This window comes from Haliovirga abyssi (genome assembly GCF_030295325.1).
Taxonomy (GTDB): Bacteria; Fusobacteriota; Fusobacteriia; order Fusobacteriales; family Haliovirgaceae; genus Haliovirga; species Haliovirga abyssi.
Genome location: NZ_AP027059.1, coordinates 264,727 through 281,531, shown reverse-complemented (window position 1 = coordinate 281,531; position 16,805 = coordinate 264,727). Strand labels below are relative to the sequence as shown.

Here is a 16,805-nt window from a genome sequence, read left to right as displayed (position 1 = left end):
TTTTTATCCTTCGTAAATTTTAATTAGTTTTTCAACATGGCTTTTCATTGAAAATCTCTCTGATATCTCTTTCCCAATTTTTCCATGTTTTTTTATCAATTCGCTATTTTTAATATATTTTTCAAATTGGTTAGCTAGACTCTTAGCTGATCTTGGTTCTGCTAAAAATCCATTCTTTCCATCTTTTATTAATTCCGGTACTCCTCCAGAATTACACCCTATAACAGGTAGCTCCATTGCCATTGCCTCAATATATACAATCCCAAAAGATTCTCCATATGCTGGCAATGTAAATATATCGCTCTCTTTTAATATCTCTGGAATATCGTTTCTATAACCTGCCATATATACATTTTTATCTATTTCATAATTTTTTATTGTTTCTTTTGCTTCTTCTAATGCTTTTTTATTTTTAGTATATGTAGCTTCGCCTATCCATAAAAAATATATATTTTTATATTTATCACAAATAATTTTCGCAGCATCTATAAATTCAGATATTCCCTTCCCATCGGATAAATTTCCAATTCCAGTAATAAGCAATCCCTGCTCAGGTATCCCAAATTGTTCTCTGATATTTTTCAGTTCCACTTTTTTTCTATCAAATCTTTTTAAATCCACACCATTATATAATAATTCTATCTTGTTATTCAAAATAGGGATATTTTCAAGCATCAAATTTTTTTCTCTACTGTTTATTGCTATAATTTTATTTACTCTTTTATATAATATTTTATGTAAAATTTCTTTATGATTTGGAACTCCTATATGATATGTTATAAAGTATTTTATATTTTTATTACCAATCAATGCAAAATAAAAATTATATAATTCACGAGTTGTATTTGAATGAATCACATCTATTTTTAATTCTAAAATTAATTTTTTTATATATTTTATTGTTTTTAAATCTATTTTTTTTATTTTATCTACTACAAATACTTTTATTCCCCTTTTCATACACTCTTGATGCAATCTACTTCCATTTACTGTTAATATATAAATATTATTTCCTTTTTTTAATAATTCTTCATAAATAGTCAAAGGGTATTTTTCAAGACCACCCCAGCCATCTGCCATAACAGAATATAAAATATTCATTTTTCCTCCATTTTCAACTGTGAATACTCACCTGTATTATATATTAAATGTAGTTTTAGCTATATCAAATATTTTACTATCTAAAGCTGTTCCTTTCATCATCTCCATTAATTCAAAAGCTTCTTTAAATGTAAATGGTTTTCTATAATTTCTATCTGAAGTTAAAGCATCTAAAATATCTGCAATTGCTATTAATCTAGAACCTTCTGGAATTTCATCTCCTTTTAGTCCGAAAGGGTATCCTGTTCCATCCATTTTTTCGTGATGTAATGCCCCAAACGCAAACTTCCTTAATCTTGGCGAATCACTTAAAATATCATATGAATATTTTGCGTGTAATTTTATTTTTTCAAATTCTTCATCTGTTAATTTTCCTGGTTTATCCAAAATATCTAAATCTACCGCTAATTTCCCAATATCATGTAAATACGCAGCATACCTAATTTCTGATAGTTTTTCTTTTTCGTATCCCATATTTTTAGCTATAGCATAACTAAATGTTGCAACTCTTTGAGTATGCCCCCCAGTATACTGATGTTTTGCATCAATTATAGATGCTATTGTATGCATAAATTGTTCTTCCTCTACTCCTTCTAGCTGTTCTTTATAAACGTTATATTTATTTATCTCTCCAGAAAAAACTTTATTTAGCTTTTTTTCATCATTTAAAATATCTATAATTTTACCATTTTCTAATAGTTTTTTCAACTGTAAAACTATTTTTCGATTATATCTTTTTTCATTAGACAGTTCTTCAAAACTCATGGTTTTTAGATACTCTTCTACAATTACTATTATTTGAGCTTCAATTAATACATCTTCTTTATTAGAAGGACAACCAGTCCCATCTATTTTTTCATTACTTTCTAATATAATATCAGCTATATTATATTGAAATGGAATAATTTCTGGCATTATCCTCATTATTTCAGAAGATTTATAATTCATCCTTTTTTCTTTAACTTCTCTCACTCCAATTTTCCCAATATCTTTAAGAAAAGAAGCCATAGTTGCTTGATATGTTATATTTTCATCTATTTCCATTGATAATAAATTTGTTAATACAGCTCTTTTTTCTAATTTTATAAGCCTATTAATATTAGCGTATTTTAGAGCATTTATCAAAGCACTTATTATATCCAAAGTTAAAACTTCCATATCTTCACTTCCTTTATATATGGCATTAAAAACTAAAATAAGCTACACTTCATATGATAGAACATAAATATTTTCCTGAAATTTTGGTTTCTGAAAAATTTTGCATCGAAAAATCGTATATTAAAAAAAATAGCGTAGCTTATTTTCTGAATAAATTTATATTTTCCTAACAAATAAAAAAATAAGCTACGCTTCATATGGTAGAGCATAAATATTTTTCTAAATTTTTGGCTTCTGAAAAATTTTCCCTTGAAAAATCGCATATTTCAAAAAAACGGCGTAGCTTATTTTCTGAATAAATTTATATTTTCCTAACAAACAAGAAAAAAATTAAAGTTCCTAACTACCATATTATACCATATAACTTTACTATTTTAAATGTTTTCTATAAAAAATTTAAATATTAGTATTATAAATTTATATTAATAAAAAATAAGCTACACTTTATAACCTAGTAGAATATAAATGTTCTTCTGAAGTTTTGGATCCTGAAAAAATTTGCCTTGAAACATCACATATAAAAAACAACATAGCTTATTTTCTAGATAAATTTATACTTTTCTAACAAAAAAATAAAAACCCAGCTTATCGCTGGGAATATTTAATCGCATAGCCTTAAAGGGGGCATAAGGAACTATCCGGCTTTTGTCTATTTTATTGTGGTGCCGACGAGAGGATTCGAACCTCCGACCCTACGGGTATGAACCGTATGCTCTAGCCAACTGAGCTACATCGGCAAGTTAGTTAGTTGGTGGCGGGGACAGGATTCGAACCTGTGACCTTCGGGTTATGAGCCCGACGAGCTGCCAAACTGCTCTACCCCGCGATATGTGTGGTGCCTCGAGCCGGAATCGAACCGGCACGGTGAAAATCACCACAGGATTTTAAGTCCTGTGCGTCTACCTATTCCGCCACCGAGGCATTTGCTTCTCTCATCAAAGCAAGATGATTATACTATATACTTTAATATTTGTCAACTACTTTTTTTATTTTTTTTATATCCAACCACAAAATATGTTATTTATAGTATTTATTCGCCAGTAACACAATTCTAAATTATCGAATAATTTTTTAATGTAGGGGCGAACCTGTGTGTTCGCCCTTTTGTTGCATATTCAAATATTTGGGCAGACACATAGGTATGCCCCTACACTATTATATATTCTAAAATACCTTTTTGTTGGTCAATCATACTATTACAATTTTTCCTCTTCTATTTTTTCAAATGTAGCTTTTAGTTTTTCCAATATAATTTTTATCTCTTGGTTCCCATCTATAACCTTTACCCTTTCAGGCTCATCTTCACTTATTTTTAAATATCCATCTCTTACTTTTTCATAAAAATCAATTTTTTCCTGCTCCATTCTATCACCTCTTTTATCACTCGTCAATTTCCTTGCTCTATCCAATCCTATTTTAGGTTCTATATCTATTAAAAAAGTTATATCTGGTCCATTTCCATTTTCTACAATTTTAGTTAAATTTTTTATTAACTCTTTATCTAATCCTCTACCAAACCCCTGATAAGCTAATGTAGAATCTGAAAATCTATCGCAAATAACTATTTTCCCTTCATTTTTTAGTTTAATAATTTTTTCATAAAGGTGTTGCGCCCTACTTGCGTAATATAATAATAACTCAGCCAAATAGTTCATATCTTTATTTTTTACATCTAACAGCAGCTCTCTTATCTTTTCACCAATTAACGTTCCACCTGGTTCTCTAGTTACTTCCACCTCATATCCTTTTTCTTCAAGGTACTTTTTAAAAAGCTCTATTTGAGTTGTTTTTCCTGCTCCTTCTCCCCCCTCAAAAGTTATAAAAAGTCCTCTTTTATTTTTCATTTATCATTCTCCTTAGTTTTTCTTTTGTGATTTTTTCTATATGTTTTATTTGTTCTACTGTTTCTATTTTTTCGGAATTAAATTGATTTAATACTTCTTCAATATAATCGTATATTTCTAAAAACTTAATTTTTCTATCTAAAAATAGCTTTACTAATTCTTCATTTGCCATATTAAATACAATAGGATACCCATTTCCATTTTTTCCTGCTTCATATGCTAATTTAAGCCCTTTAAACAGTTCTAAATTAGGTTCTTCGAATGTTAATTTCCCAATTTTTCCTAAATTTAATTTTGGCAACTCGACATTTGACATTCTATCTGGATATGTAAATGCATATTGTATTGGAAGTTTCATATCTGGCATTCCCATTTGAGCAATAACGGAACTATCTTTAAATTCAACCATTGAGTGTACTATACTTTCAGGATGCACCAATACCTTTATCTTGTCATAATCTACATTAAAAAGATAATGTGCTTCTATAACCTCTAGCCCCTTATTTACAAGAGTAGCTGAATCAATTGTAATTTTACTTCCCATTTTCCAATTGGGATGTTTTAAAGCTTGTTCTACAGAAATATTTTTTAATTCATTTAATGTGTACCCCCTAAAAGGCCCACCAGATGCTGTTAAAATTATATTTTCAACCTCTTTATTTTTTCCTGATTTTAAAGATTGAAATATTGCACTATGTTCACTATCTACTGGCAAAATTTCTCTATCCATTTTCGTTATTATATCACCTGCAGCCACTAATGTCTCTTTATTAGCCAACGCAATTCTTTTACCATTTTTTATTGCTTCAATAGTTGATTCTATTCCTATAGAACCAGAAACTGCTGTTAATAAAATATCCATTTCATCAATTTGCCCTATTTTTTTTAATCCACTTTCTCCTATAAATATTTCTATATTAGAAAATTCTTTTTTTATCGCCTTATATCCTTCTTCTGTTCCTATTGAAACATATTTAGGCTTATATTTTTTTATCTGTTCTATTAATAATTTATAATTTTTATTAGCTGAAAGTGCTATAATCTCAAATTTATCTTTAAATTGATCTATTACTTTTAATCCATTTTTCCCTATGCTCCCAGTTGCTCCAAGTATCGCGATTTTTTTCATGCTTCCTCCCTAAAAGATATTCCATAAAAACTTTTTTCTAAAAATCTACTCTTAAAATACAAAAAATTTAAGATAATAATATAAAACTGGAATTGCAAAAATTAGACTATCAAATCTATCCCAAATTCCACCATGTCCAAGTAAAATTGTCCCAGAATCCTTTATTTCAAATTCTCTTTTTAAAAGTGATTCACTTAAATCACCAAATTCTCCAAATATTCCAACCAATGCTCCTATTAAAATTATATGCAAAAAAGATAATTCATTAAAAAATACATATTTTAAAAGAATCATTGATAATATTGGAGCAATAATTCCAGCTATACTTCCCTCCACAGATTTTTTAGGACTAACTTTAGGCATAATTTTATGTTTCCCATATTTCACACCTATAAAATACGCCGCTGAATCAGATGCCCAAATCAATAAAAATATAGTTAAAATCCATAACCTTCCTTCTGTAAAATTAAATCCCAAAATATTTTTAGGAGTATTTGATATATATCTCAAAAGCAGCAAATGAGAAAACATAAAAGATATATAAATAACTCCAAAAATTGTATATGAAATTTCACTTATAGCTTCTTTTATCCTTCCAGATATAACTTGTTTTATCATAAAATATAAAATAATAGCAACCAATGCAAAATATGCATATTTTTCCCTTTTTAATTTAGCCCATATTGAATAACTATAAAAAATAGGGATCAACAATCCTATTATAACTCCTGTTTTTAAATATACATTCATATCTTTTTTCTCAAACATTTTATAAAATTCATATAATGCCACACCAACAACAACCTCTACAAATAACAATAATGAATATTCCCCACACAACATTATCCATATAAGAAGAGGAATAAAAATCACCGCAACTATAATTCTCCCTTTCATCCTAAACTCCTCCAAATCTTCTTTCTCTTTTCATATACACATTTATAGCTTCTAATAAATCTTCTTGTTTAAAATCTGGCCATAATTTTTTAGTAATATAGAATTCTGAATATGCTATTTCCCATAATAAAAAATTACTTATTCTAAATTCACCACTTGTCCTTATTACCAATTCTGGTTCTGGTATTTCTGGATGATATAAATATTTCTTGAAATTTTCTTCTGTAATTTCTTTTTTTCCATCTTTTAATACTAAATTTATTGCATCTATAATTTCTCTTCTTCCGCCATAATTAAATGCTATATTTAATACTATTCCACTGTTATTTTTTAATTCATCTACAACTTCATCCATTAAAATTAAAAGCTTTTCCGATATCCCTTCTCTAATACCAGAAAATATAAGTTTAACATTATCTTTCATCATTTTTTTTCTCTCTCTATTCAAAAAAAGATGAAATAGATGCATAAGCGCATCAACTTCTTTTTGTGGTCTTTTCCAATTTTCTGTTGAAAAAGCATATAAAGTTAAATATTTTATACCATATTTATCAGCAGCTTTTAATATTCTTCTTACAGTTTTTACACCTGCATTATGGCCTGCTGTCCTTGGCAACATTCTTTTTTTTGCCCATCTTCCGTTACCATCCATTATAATAGCTATATGTTTTGGTTTTTTTATTTCCATAATTTTCCCCTATTTAAGAAATATTTAAAAAATAAATTTTTTATATTAAATAAATTGTTTTTTAAATATTCCCAAATTTTTTTTTTGAATTTTAACCCTAAAAAATAAACTCCCCTGAATTTAGGGGAGTTTATTTAATTTCACTACGCTTCCGCAATAGCATTTACTGGACATACTCCTGCGCATGCTCCACAATCAATACATGTATCTTCATCTATTACATATTTTCCGTTCTCTCCTTCAGAGATAGCACTTACTGGACATACTCCTGCACATGCTCCACATCCTACACAAGTATCAGCATCAATTCTATAAGCCACAAAAATTCACCTCCTATAATAAAAATTACAATTGATTTTAACACATTTTTCTATTTTTTTCTACTATTTTTTACTTAATTTTTATTCTTTAATTGTCAATTATTATTTCCCCATTATCTCTTTTTCTTTTTTAACAAAAAGTTCATCTACATTTTTTATATATTTATCAGTAATTTTTTGAACTTTAGTTTCATATGATTTTAATTCATCTTCTGTTATATCACTATCTTTTTGCATTTTTCTAAGCTTATTATTTATATCTTTTCTTACATTTCTTATTGCTATTTTTCCATCTTCATCCTCTTTTTTAGCTAATTTCAAATAATCTTTTCTTCTCTCTTCTGTTAATTCTGGGATTTGAAGCCTTATTAATTTCCCATTATTATTTGGAGTTAATCCTAAATTAGACATTTGAATTGCTTTTTCTATATCTTTTATAGCATTAATATCCCACGGTTCTATTGTAAGTGCTCTTGCTTCTGGAGCTGATAAATTAGCTACTTGATTTAATGGAGTTGGATTTCCATAATAATTAACCATTATTCCGTCAAGCATATTAATACTTGCTCTTCCTGCCCTTATTGCAGCTAATTTTCCTTTTGTTGCATCTATTGATTTTTGCATTCTTTCTTCAATTTCTTTCATCAAAGTTTCTGCCATTTTATTTTCCTCCCTCTACTAATGTACCAATAGTCTCTCCCTCAACTAACTTTTTAATATTTCCTTCTACTAACGAATTAAAAACAACTATTGGAAGATTATTTTCCATACATAATGATATTGCAGTAGCATCCATTACTTTTAATCCTTTGTTTAAAACTTCTGAATAACTTACTTTATCATATTTTTTAGCTTCTTTATATTTCACTGGATCTTTATCATAAACGCCCTCTACTTTTGTAGCTTTAGCTAGTATTTCTGCATTTATTTCTATAGCTCTTAATGCTGCTGCTGTATCTGTTGTAAAATAAGGATTTCCTATACCTGCACCAAAAATTACCACTCTTCCTTTTTCTAAATGACGAATAGCTCTTCTTTTTATATAAGGTTCCGCTATTTTTTGCATTTCTATTGCAGTTAATACTCTTGTTGAAATTCCTAATTTTTCAATTGCATTTTGAAGAGCCAATGCATTTATAACAGTTGCAAGCATTCCCATATGATCACCTGTTACACGATCTACTCCTTTAGCCGCTCCAGAAATTCCTCTAAAAATATTTCCACCACCAATTACTACAGCTACTTCCACTCCCATATCTACTATCTCTTTTATTTGTGATGCAAAACTTGAAATTATCTCACCAGAAATTCCAAATTTTTCATTTCCCATTAGAGCTTCTCCACTTAGTTTTAAAAGAATTCTTTTAAATGCCGGTTTCATTATTTTTATCCTCCTATATCTAAAATAAAGGGACACTAATATATACGCGTCCCTTTGTTTATTATTTACCTTCTACTTGTCTTTTTACTTCTTCTGCAAAATCTACTTCTTCTTTTTCTATTCCTTCACCTAATAAAAATCTATCAAATGAAACTATTTCAAATTTACCTTTTATATATTTTTCTATTGTTGTATCTGGATCTTTTACAAATTTTTGGTTTAATAAGCAATTTTCTTCATAGAATTTTCTCATTTTACCAATTAATATTTTTTCTATTATATTAGCTGGTTTTCCTTCTTTTTCAAGTTGAACTCTAGCTATATCTTTTTCTCTATCTAATACTTCTTCTGTTACTTCAGTTTGAGCTAAAAATCTTGGAGACATTGCTGCTATATGCATAGCTACATCTTTTGATGCAACTTTTGCTTCTTCAGTTGCTTCTCCTTTTAGATTTAATATAACACCAATTTTCCCACCTAAATGGATATAAGTAGATACAAATCCTTCTGTTGAAACTACTTTTTTAAATCTTCTTATATTCATATTTTCACCAATTTTAGCAATTAATTCGTGAACTCTTACTTCAACAGTTTTTCCATTTAAGTCAGCTGCCTTTAATTCTTCTACATTAGAAAAATCATTCACTAATACAATATTTGCTATATCATTAGCTAATCCTTTAAATTCATCATTTTTAGCTACAAAGTCAGTTTCACTATTAAATTCTAAAATTACTCCTGATTTTAAATCTTCGCTCACAGCTGAAACTACAATTCCTTCTGCTGCTACTCTTCCAGATTTTTTAACTGCTTTTGCTATCCCTTTTTTTCTTAAAAAGTCAATAGCTTTTTCTACATCTCCTTCTGTTTCTACTAATGCTTTTTTACAATCTAACATTCCTGCACCAGTTTTTTCTCTTAAGTTTTTTACCATTGCTGCTGTTACTTTCATCTATGTAAACCTCCTTAAATATTAAATTATTTAGCTGATACTTCTGCTGCTTTTTCTTCTACTACATTTTTTTCTTCACCTTGATTAGCTTCTATAATTGCATTTGCTACTACTTTTGAAATTAAAGTTACGGCTCTTATAGCATCATCATTTGAAGGAACTACATAATCAATTAATTCAGGATCAACATTAGTATCTACCATAGCTACTATAGGGATTCCTAATTTTTTAGCTTCTGTAATTGCTAATTCTTCTTTTTTTGTATCTACTATAAAAATCAATGATGGTAATCCATTCATATCTTTTATTCCACCAAGATTTTTTTCCAATTTAACAAGTTCTTTCCCTAATTTTGCTGCTTCTTTTTTAGGTAAAACTTCCATTGTACCATCTTCTACCATTTTTTCAAGCTTTTTCAATCTATTTATTCTAGTTTGAATTGTTTTAAAATTTGTAAGCATTCCACCAAGCCATCTATTATTTACATAAAAAGCTCCTGCTCTTTTAGCTTCATTTTTTACTGCTTCTTGGGCTTGTTTTTTAGTCCCTACAAATAAAACTTTTCCACCATTTTCTGATATTTCTTTTACTACTTTGTAAGCTTCTTCCACTTTTTTTAATGTTTTGTGTAAATCGATAATATGAATCCCATTTCTTTTTGTGAAAATATACTTTTTCATTTTAGGATTCCATCTTTTTGTTTGATGTCCAAAATGCACACCTGCTTCTAATAATTGTTTCATGCTGATTACTGCCATCTTATTACCTCCTGAGTTTTGGTTTTTTCTTCCATATCTTTCAAGCTTAGAGAACCATTAGGCACCACTCTACTAATCCAGATATGTGATTATTCACTATTTGACATTTTATCATTTTTTATTTTTTTTGTCAAATTTAATTTTTTGGTGAAAGTTCTTAAATAATACAGTAGATATTCTTTTCTAGAATTAAAATAAAAATATCTCAATCTAAATTGATTGAGATATTTTTACAAACTATTCTGTTGTCCAATCTATACTTTGTTTATATTGATTGTTAGAAGCATCTCCTAAATCTGCGTGAATTTCTCCATTGCTTGATTTATATGCCCAACCACCAGTAGAATCTAAACTATCTCCACCAGTTATATCTTTAACATCACTAACTTCTTCTGCAGCTATAGTTCCAGAGCCTTTAGGTGTTTTTGGCATTGTTGTTTTTGCATAATATTTTTGAAAAGTACTGTCTAAAGCTCCAGTGCCTTTAGTTATACTAGATGCTGAAGTAGTTCCTATTGTTGGATAACTACCTTCTTTTGCATAAAACATAGCTATAGAAGTTCTCAAATTTGCTAAATCCCCTTGTACTTTTGCTGCTTTTGCTGAATCTGTTACTCCTGCAAATTTTGGCAATGCCACACTTGCTAATAAAGCTATAATAGCTATTACTATCATTAACTCAATTAAAGTAAATCCTTTCTCTTTTTTTTCAATTCTTACTTTTCCCATTTTTAATTCCTCCTTTTTTTTATTCTTATCTTAATATAATTATAGCTTATTTTTTTAACAAAATCCACCACTATTCTAAAATTATTCATTTTTATATTCTTCTGTTCCGCTTCTAACATTTCCTTTTTCTTTTTCATATATATATATGTTCCCAAATGGATCTAAAAAATTTCCATTTTTATCTTTTTTTTCTTTTTTTATAATCAATCCAGTATAGCTTTGTCCATTAAAATCTATGAATCCCTTTTGTTCTAGCTCTTTTAAACTAGCTGGATATTTATTATATTTCAAAACATAAAAATATACACCTTCTCTTAAAACTTTCAATTCTTGTACAAGTGCAGTTTCTTTTGATAACTTTATAAACTCTTCATATTTCGGATATGTATAAAAACTAACTATTATTATTATTAAAAAAGCGATCACTACTTCTATAACTGTTAATCCACTCTCTCTTTTCATTTGACCACATTCTTTCACATTTTACTTTTTATAAATTCAAATATCTCTTCTCTCGTCATAATTACCTCCTTGGTACTATAAATGCTTTCCTAATTATAATTTCTGCATTTTCAGGCAATTCAACTTCTACTTTTAAAGGTCCTCTTTTCACAGATAACCATCCTAATCCTTTCAATACTAATTCTTCACCTTCATTTACAGTATGAACTTCTTTTTTCATTTTCAAGCTAGAATATTCATCTTTACAATTATTACAAGGCGGTATTAACATTTCTCCTATATGTTTACTTTTCATATCTTCTATTCTATTTATATTAGTTTTATGAAATTTTACATCTTTTGAAGCAAATGCTGCAAAAATAGGCTTTTCTCCTTCTTCATTTAATACTCTTATTACTGCCAATCCACCTAACATTAAAACTCTATCTTTTTCCATTTTAAATGTCATTCTTGATATTTCTGATGAAGGTACTATTTTCAAATTACATTCATGACAAACCATATCTGATATTCTTCCATTTGGAATTATTCCTGGAGTATCTATTAAAGTAAATTCTGTTCCTGGAATAATATTCTTTACTATTTTTAAAGTAGTTCCTGGATATTTAGATACTGTTAAATTTTTCTTATTCCCCAACAACCTATTTATAACAGTAGATTTCCCCACATTGGTAACACCAACTACTCCTACATTAGTTCTTCCTTTGTAAAAATGATTTAATTTTGTCAAAATTCCATTTACACCATATCTAGTTTTAGCACTTATAATTGATATATCTAATGGATTTATCCTTTTTTCTATAAATCTTTTTTTTACCCAATCTGATATTTCACTTGGATGTTTGTCTGTTGGCACTAAATCTATTTTGTTTATTGCTACTATTATCGGCTTATCTCTTATGATGTTTAGTATTTTTTCATTAAAAGAACCTTCAAAATCTATTATATCCAAAATAAGTATAACTACATCCAATTCTTTTATTATCATTTTCACTTCTTCTATATACTCTTCATCAGCAATTCCTACAGGTACATATTTCCCATAGTTAGTTATCTGAAAGCATCTCTTACAAACAACATTCCCCGTTTTTTTTAATTTATCTTTAGGTACATACCCTGCCCTATTTTCATCATTACTTTGTAGCTCTGCTCCACAACCATTACATTTTTTTTTATTCAATTTATCTCCTCCAATTTTAGTTTTCATATTAATAATTATTTAATCTATAAAATACTTTTTATCTTTTCTTCAGAAAAACCTGTAAATTCAGTTATTAAACTTATTTCTATTCCCTTGGCATACATTTTCCTTGCCACTTCTTCCATTCCCTTTTCTATCCCTTTTTCCATCCCTTTTTCCATCCCTTTTTCCATTCCTTTTTCTATCCCTTTTTCTATTCCCTCTTCCATTCCTTGCATTATATATTTTTTTCGTTCTGCCTGTACATCATAATGTACTGCCATCTCAAACATATTTTCCATCCTCCCTTCATAAATCTGCTCTAATACTTCTTTTCTCTCTTCTTCCGGCACATTTATCCTTATCAATAATAAGTTCATTACTTCTACCACTTTTTCTAGTTCTCTTTTACTCCCTGTATTTACTTTTACCCTATTCCAATAACTTTTCTCTATATCACTTAGCTTTAATAAATCTTCTGGTTTTTTTATCTTATCTATTATTAATAATATAGACAATAAATCCTCATAACTTTCTAGTTCTTTAAATTCTATCTTATTTAAGTCTATAAGTTCATACTCAAAATTTGGTATATATTTTTTAAAATCTTCTTTTGATTTAATTTTATCTTTAAACTCTGTTTCTGCTGTCCAATTCTTCACTCCATCATAAAATAATATTGGATAAATTGGTGGCAATAAAAATCTTTTATTCTTTGATTCTTTTTTGTTATCATCTATATATTTTCTCCATAATTTCACCATATACTCTAGTATCCTAAAACTCATAAGAAAATTTACTGTTGATTGCTGTTCTAATAAAACAAAAACATATATCTCATTATCATCTTGTTGTATTCTATATATTATATCACTTTCCCTATTTGTCTCAACTCCATCTGTAAATAGTGATGGAACCAATTCCAATTTATTTTCATCTACATCTTTTACCCAAGACTCTTTTATAAAATCTTTCAATAACATTAAAAATAACTTTTTATCAGAAAATAGCTTCTTAAACATATCATCTCTTTTTAAATTTTTTTTCATCTAAATTTCTCCTTGCTATAGAACATTTAAAAAATAATGTTCTCATATTTTTTCATAAAAAAGCTAAAAATATTAATTGGTTAATAAGCAAATAGACTTTTTTTATCTTTCTTATATTTCTTCAACTACAATATTACTATTCGTATAAATACATATATCTGATGCTATTTTTAACCCTTTTTCTACTATCTCTTTAGCAGTAAAATCAGTATTTTCATGTAATGCTCTAGCTGCAGAATAAGCATAATTCCCACCAGATCCTATTGCAGCTATATCAAAATCCGGCTCTAATATATCACCATTCCCAGAAATTATCAATAGCTCATCTTCATTAGCCACAATTAACATTGCTTCTAATTTTCTTAATATTTTATCTGTTCTCCAATCTTTTGCCAATTCAACCGCTGCTCTTTTTAAGTTTCCTTGATGTTCTTCCAATTTATTTTCAAATTTATCAAAAAGAGAAAATGCATCTGCTGCTGCTCCTGCAAATCCTGCTAATATCTTTCCATTATATAATTTTCGTATTTTTTTAGCTTTACTTTTTACTATAGTAGCCCCTAATGTAACTTGTCCATCTCCACCTATAACGACTTTACCATTTTTTTTCACTGCTAAAATCGTTGTTGCCCTCATATTTTCCATCTTTCCTCCATTTTTTTATTTCTAGTTTCTCTATTATAAATTTCCCATTATCTTTTCACTTCGCCATTGGATGTGTTTTTATATAAATATCTCTCAATATCTCTTTACTTACATGAGTATAAATTTGAGTAGTAGTTATATTAGAATGTCCCAAAAGTTCCTGAACATATCTAATATCAACACCTTCATTTAATAAATATGTTGCATATGTATGTCTAAATGTATGCGGAGTAACTTCTTTTTCTATTCCTGCTTTTTTTGAATAATTTTCAATTAATCTTCTAAGTGATCTATCAGTTAATTTCCCACCTCTTGAATTTAAAAATAGATATTCTGACAAAAAACCTTTTTTACGCTTTTCTTCAATATATTTTAAAATCCAATTTTTAGATGAATTACTAAAAAATGAAGTTCGTTCCTTTTCTCCTTTTCCAATAACCCTTATCTCTCTTGCAGAAAAATCTATTAATTTTTCTTTTATATCCAATAGTTCAGCTGCTCTAAGTCCAGTTGAATAAAGTAATTCCACTATACATCGATCTCTTATCCCCAATATATTAGATGTTTTTATCTCTCTTAAAATTTTTATAACTTCATTTTTATTTAAAACTGTTGGTAAATTTTGTCCAAATTTTGGATTACTTATTAAAGTCATATAGTTTTTATCTATTAAATCCTTCTTTTTTAAATATTTAAAAAACATTCTAAGAGATGATATTTTTCTATTTATAGTTCTTTTCCCTCTATTATTTCTATCTAAATAAGCCATAAATGACCTAATTGTATAATGATTAACATTTGAAAAATCATGTATATCTTCATATTCTATTATATAATTTATAAATTGTAATATATCCACTCTATATATCTTTAAAGTATTTTCACTTTTATTTACACCCATTTCCTCATAATATAAAAAATCATTTAAAATCTTTTTTAAATACCTCATTTAAATAATTAATACTCCTTTCAGAAACAGCTTTATATCTTTCTCTCTTATCTTTGATTCTCTCATCTAATTTTTCAATTATTCCAAAATTAGGTCCCATTGGTTGAAATTTCTTTCTTTCTTCTGTTATATAATTTACTATTGCCCCCATTGCAGTTATTGTTGGTAAAACAATTACCTCTTTTTCATTCATCTTATTATAAAGATTTATTGCTGCTAAAAGTCCAGTAGCTATTGCAGATACATATCCTTCTGAGCCTGTTATTTGACCAGAAAAAAATATTTTATCATTACTTTTTAAGCTCAGATCCTTATTCAATAATTTTGTAGAATTTATAAAAGTATTTCTATGCATTACACCATATCTTATAAAATCTGCATTTTCTAATCCAGGGATTAGAGAAAATACTCTTTTTTGTTCTCCCCATTTTAAATTTGTCTGAAACCCTACCATATTATATAATTCACCATTTTTATCATCCTGTCTTAATTGAACAACAGCATAATCCTCTTCTCCTGTTCTTGGATTTGTAAGCCCTTTAGGTTTTAATGGTCCAAATAACAGTGTTTTTTCTCCTCTACTTGCTATTCTTTCTACAGGCATACAAGCTTCAAAAAGTTTTTCTTTCTCATGTTTTTTCAATGGAATAGTTTCAGCATTTATAAGCTCATTATAAAATAAAGTATATTCCTCTTTTGACATTGGACAGTTAATATATTCGCCTTCACCTTTATCATATCTCGAAGCAAAATATACTTTTTCCTGATTTAATGATTCATATGTTAAAATTGGAGCTACTGCATCATAAAAGTATAAATAATCGTCTCCAACTAATTCTGTTATTTTTTTAGATAAACCTTCACTTGTTAATGGTCCACTTGCAATAATAACATATTTATCTTTAGGAATTTCTAATAATTCTTCATTTATAATCTCTATATTTTCATTTTCTTGTATTTTTTTAGTTACCATTTCAGAAAATCCTTCTCTATCTACAGCTAAAGCCTGCCCCGCAGGAACTTTCACCTTATCAGCTATATCTATTAAAAATGAATCAAAATATCTCAATTCTTCTTTCATCAATCCCGAAGCACTTGTTAATAAATTAGACCCTAAAGAATTGCTACAAACAAGCTCCGCAAAATTTTCACTTTTATGCACTTCTGTATATTTAATAGGTTTCATCTCATAAAGCTTTACTTTTATTCCTCTTTTTGCCAATTGATATGCTGCTTCACTTCCTGCCAATCCCGCTCCTACAACTATTACCTCTTCTATGTTATTCTACCACCCTTCATTTTTTAATAATTTAATTTTATTATTTTATCTTTTATCTTTTATCTTTTATCTTTTATCTTTTATCTTTTATCTTTTAATCTTTTGATTCCCCGTGCATTTGCGTAAAGTTATAAATTTTCTTGATGAATTTTCCGTTAAGCGACTGCCACTGTCTGAGCGCAGCGAGTTTGGCAGTTGTAGAAAAACTTCATCTTAGAAAATTATAACTTGGAGCATTAGCACTTGATTTTTTGCTCCTTTTTTATCAAGAAAAAAGTAGTTCG

At 28.0% G+C, this 16,805-nt stretch carries 18 protein-coding genes and 3 tRNA genes; all 21 read right to left on the bottom strand.

Features of this window, described 5'->3' with window-relative positions:
- Positions 1 to 3 precede the first annotated feature (3 nt).
- Positions 4 to 1,101 (bottom strand): glycosyltransferase family 4 protein, encoded by a 1,098-nt coding sequence (locus RDY08_RS01290; RefSeq protein ID WP_307904621.1) that lies wholly within the window; start codon positions 1,099 to 1,101, stop codon positions 4 to 6.
- A 36-nt stretch (positions 1,102 to 1,137) separates the two neighbouring features.
- Positions 1,138 to 2,259, bottom strand: coding sequence for an HD-GYP domain-containing protein (locus RDY08_RS01285; protein ID WP_307904620.1), 1,122 nt, complete (start codon positions 2,257 to 2,259; stop codon positions 1,138 to 1,140).
- 660 nt (positions 2,260 to 2,919) lie between these two features.
- A tRNA-Met gene (locus RDY08_RS01280) sits at positions 2,920 to 2,996 on the bottom strand.
- Between the two features lie 12 nt (positions 2,997 to 3,008).
- A tRNA-Met gene (locus RDY08_RS01275) sits at positions 3,009 to 3,085 on the bottom strand.
- 7 nt (positions 3,086 to 3,092) lie between these two features.
- A tRNA-Leu gene (locus RDY08_RS01270) sits at positions 3,093 to 3,180 on the bottom strand.
- Between the two features lie 275 nt (positions 3,181 to 3,455).
- Positions 3,456 to 4,103: a dTMP kinase gene (gene tmk / locus RDY08_RS01265; protein ID WP_307904619.1), complete on the bottom strand. Its 648-nt coding sequence runs from the start codon at positions 4,101 to 4,103 to the stop codon at positions 3,456 to 3,458.
- A complete protein-coding gene (dxr, locus tag RDY08_RS01260; RefSeq protein ID WP_307904618.1) occupies positions 4,093 to 5,232 on the bottom strand; it encodes a 1-deoxy-D-xylulose-5-phosphate reductoisomerase in 1,140 nt (379 codons plus the stop codon). Before dxr ends, tmk begins: the two co-directional genes overlap by 11 nt.
- 51 nt (positions 5,233 to 5,283) lie before the next feature.
- A complete protein-coding gene (locus tag RDY08_RS01255) occupies positions 5,284 to 6,129 on the bottom strand; it encodes a phosphatidate cytidylyltransferase (protein ID WP_307904617.1) in 846 nt (281 codons plus the stop codon).
- Between the two features lies 1 nt (position 6,130).
- Positions 6,131 to 6,817 carry an undecaprenyl pyrophosphate synthase gene (gene uppS, locus RDY08_RS01250; protein ID WP_307904616.1) on the bottom strand — a complete coding sequence of 229 codons (687 nt, stop codon included), beginning with the start codon at positions 6,815 to 6,817 and terminating at the stop codon, positions 6,131 to 6,133.
- A 143-nt stretch (positions 6,818 to 6,960) separates the two neighbouring features.
- Positions 6,961 to 7,137, bottom strand: coding sequence for a 4Fe-4S ferredoxin (gene fdxA, locus RDY08_RS01245; protein WP_307904615.1), 177 nt, complete (start codon positions 7,135 to 7,137; stop codon positions 6,961 to 6,963).
- Between the two features lie 102 nt (positions 7,138 to 7,239).
- Positions 7,240 to 7,797: a ribosome recycling factor gene (gene frr, locus RDY08_RS01240; RefSeq protein WP_307904614.1), complete on the bottom strand. Its 558-nt coding sequence runs from the start codon at positions 7,795 to 7,797 to the stop codon at positions 7,240 to 7,242.
- 1 nt (position 7,798) lies between these two features.
- Positions 7,799 to 8,518, bottom strand: coding sequence for a UMP kinase (gene pyrH, locus RDY08_RS01235; RefSeq protein WP_372339417.1), 720 nt, complete (start codon positions 8,516 to 8,518; stop codon positions 7,799 to 7,801).
- Between the two features lie 61 nt (positions 8,519 to 8,579).
- Complete coding sequence (gene tsf / locus RDY08_RS01230; protein WP_307904613.1) at positions 8,580 to 9,470, bottom strand: translation elongation factor Ts; 891 nt, start codon at positions 9,468 to 9,470, stop codon at positions 8,580 to 8,582.
- A gap of 26 nt (positions 9,471 to 9,496) precedes the next feature.
- Positions 9,497 to 10,228 carry a 30S ribosomal protein S2 gene (rpsB, locus tag RDY08_RS01225; protein WP_307904612.1) on the bottom strand — a complete coding sequence of 244 codons (732 nt, stop codon included), beginning with the start codon at positions 10,226 to 10,228 and terminating at the stop codon, positions 9,497 to 9,499.
- A 237-nt stretch (positions 10,229 to 10,465) separates the two neighbouring features.
- The gene (locus tag RDY08_RS01220) at positions 10,466 to 10,957 is read right to left on the bottom strand and encodes a type II secretion system protein (protein WP_307904611.1); all 492 of its coding nucleotides are present in this window, start codon (positions 10,955 to 10,957) and stop codon (positions 10,466 to 10,468) included.
- Between the two features lie 81 nt (positions 10,958 to 11,038).
- Positions 11,039 to 11,419 (bottom strand): hypothetical protein, encoded by a 381-nt coding sequence (locus RDY08_RS01215; protein ID WP_307904610.1) that lies wholly within the window; start codon positions 11,417 to 11,419, stop codon positions 11,039 to 11,041.
- Positions 11,420 to 11,480: 61 nt separating this feature from the next.
- Positions 11,481 to 12,626, bottom strand: coding sequence for a ribosome biogenesis GTPase YqeH (gene yqeH, locus RDY08_RS01210; protein WP_307904609.1), 1,146 nt, complete (start codon positions 12,624 to 12,626; stop codon positions 11,481 to 11,483).
- 17 nt (positions 12,627 to 12,643) lie between these two features.
- Entirely contained in the window at positions 12,644 to 13,648 is a 1,005-nt protein-coding gene (locus RDY08_RS01205) for an Rpn family recombination-promoting nuclease/putative transposase (protein ID WP_307904608.1), read from the bottom strand.
- 111 nt (positions 13,649 to 13,759) lie between these two features.
- Complete coding sequence (hslV, locus tag RDY08_RS01200) at positions 13,760 to 14,293, bottom strand: ATP-dependent protease subunit HslV (protein ID WP_307904607.1); 534 nt, start codon at positions 14,291 to 14,293, stop codon at positions 13,760 to 13,762.
- Between the two features lie 55 nt (positions 14,294 to 14,348).
- Positions 14,349 to 15,242, bottom strand: coding sequence for a site-specific tyrosine recombinase/integron integrase (xerA, locus tag RDY08_RS01195; RefSeq protein ID WP_307904606.1), 894 nt, complete (start codon positions 15,240 to 15,242; stop codon positions 14,349 to 14,351).
- Positions 15,214 to 16,521, bottom strand: coding sequence for a methylenetetrahydrofolate--tRNA-(uracil(54)-C(5))-methyltransferase (FADH(2)-oxidizing) TrmFO (trmFO, locus tag RDY08_RS01190; protein WP_307905431.1), 1,308 nt, complete (start codon positions 16,519 to 16,521; stop codon positions 15,214 to 15,216). The genes xerA and trmFO overlap by 29 nt, the downstream gene beginning before the upstream one ends.
- Between the last annotated feature and the right edge of the window lie 284 nt (positions 16,522 to 16,805).

Bases quoted from the DNA above. Each gene is read 5' to 3' on its own strand.
- RDY08_RS01290 (WP_307904621.1), bottom strand. From the start codon at position 1,101: ATGAATATTTTATATTCTGTTATGGCAGATGGCTGGGGTGGTCTTGAA.
- RDY08_RS01285 (WP_307904620.1), bottom strand. From the start codon at position 2,259: ATGGAAGTTTTAACTTTGGATATAATAAGTGCTTTGATAAATGCTCTA.
- tmk (WP_307904619.1), bottom strand. From the start codon at position 4,103: ATGAAAAATAAAAGAGGACTTTTTATAACTTTTGAGGGGGGAGAAGGA.
- dxr (WP_307904618.1), bottom strand. From the start codon at position 5,232: ATGAAAAAAATCGCGATACTTGGAGCAACTGGGAGCATAGGGAAAAAT.
- RDY08_RS01255 (WP_307904617.1), bottom strand. From the start codon at position 6,129: ATGAAAGGGAGAATTATAGTTGCGGTGATTTTTATTCCTCTTCTTATA.
- uppS (WP_307904616.1), bottom strand. From the start codon at position 6,817: ATGGAAATAAAAAAACCAAAACATATAGCTATTATAATGGATGGTAAC.
- frr (WP_307904614.1), bottom strand. From the start codon at position 7,797: ATGGCAGAAACTTTGATGAAAGAAATTGAAGAAAGAATGCAAAAATCA.
- pyrH (WP_372339417.1), bottom strand. From the start codon at position 8,518: ATGAAACCGGCATTTAAAAGAATTCTTTTAAAACTAAGTGGAGAAGCT.
- tsf (WP_307904613.1), bottom strand. From the start codon at position 9,470: ATGAAAGTAACAGCAGCAATGGTAAAAAACTTAAGAGAAAAAACTGGT.
- rpsB (WP_307904612.1), bottom strand. From the start codon at position 10,228: ATGGCAGTAATCAGCATGAAACAATTATTAGAAGCAGGTGTGCATTTT.
- RDY08_RS01220 (WP_307904611.1), bottom strand. From the start codon at position 10,957: ATGGGAAAAGTAAGAATTGAAAAAAAAGAGAAAGGATTTACTTTAATT.
- RDY08_RS01215 (WP_307904610.1), bottom strand. From the start codon at position 11,419: ATGAAAAGAGAGAGTGGATTAACAGTTATAGAAGTAGTGATCGCTTTT.
- yqeH (WP_307904609.1), bottom strand. From the start codon at position 12,626: ATGAAAACTAAAATTGGAGGAGATAAATTGAATAAAAAAAAATGTAAT.
- RDY08_RS01205 (WP_307904608.1), bottom strand. From the start codon at position 13,648: ATGAAAAAAAATTTAAAAAGAGATGATATGTTTAAGAAGCTATTTTCT.
- hslV (WP_307904607.1), bottom strand. From the start codon at position 14,293: ATGGAAAATATGAGGGCAACAACGATTTTAGCAGTGAAAAAAAATGGT.
- xerA (WP_307904606.1), bottom strand. From the start codon at position 15,242: ATGAGGTATTTAAAAAAGATTTTAAATGATTTTTTATATTATGAGGAA.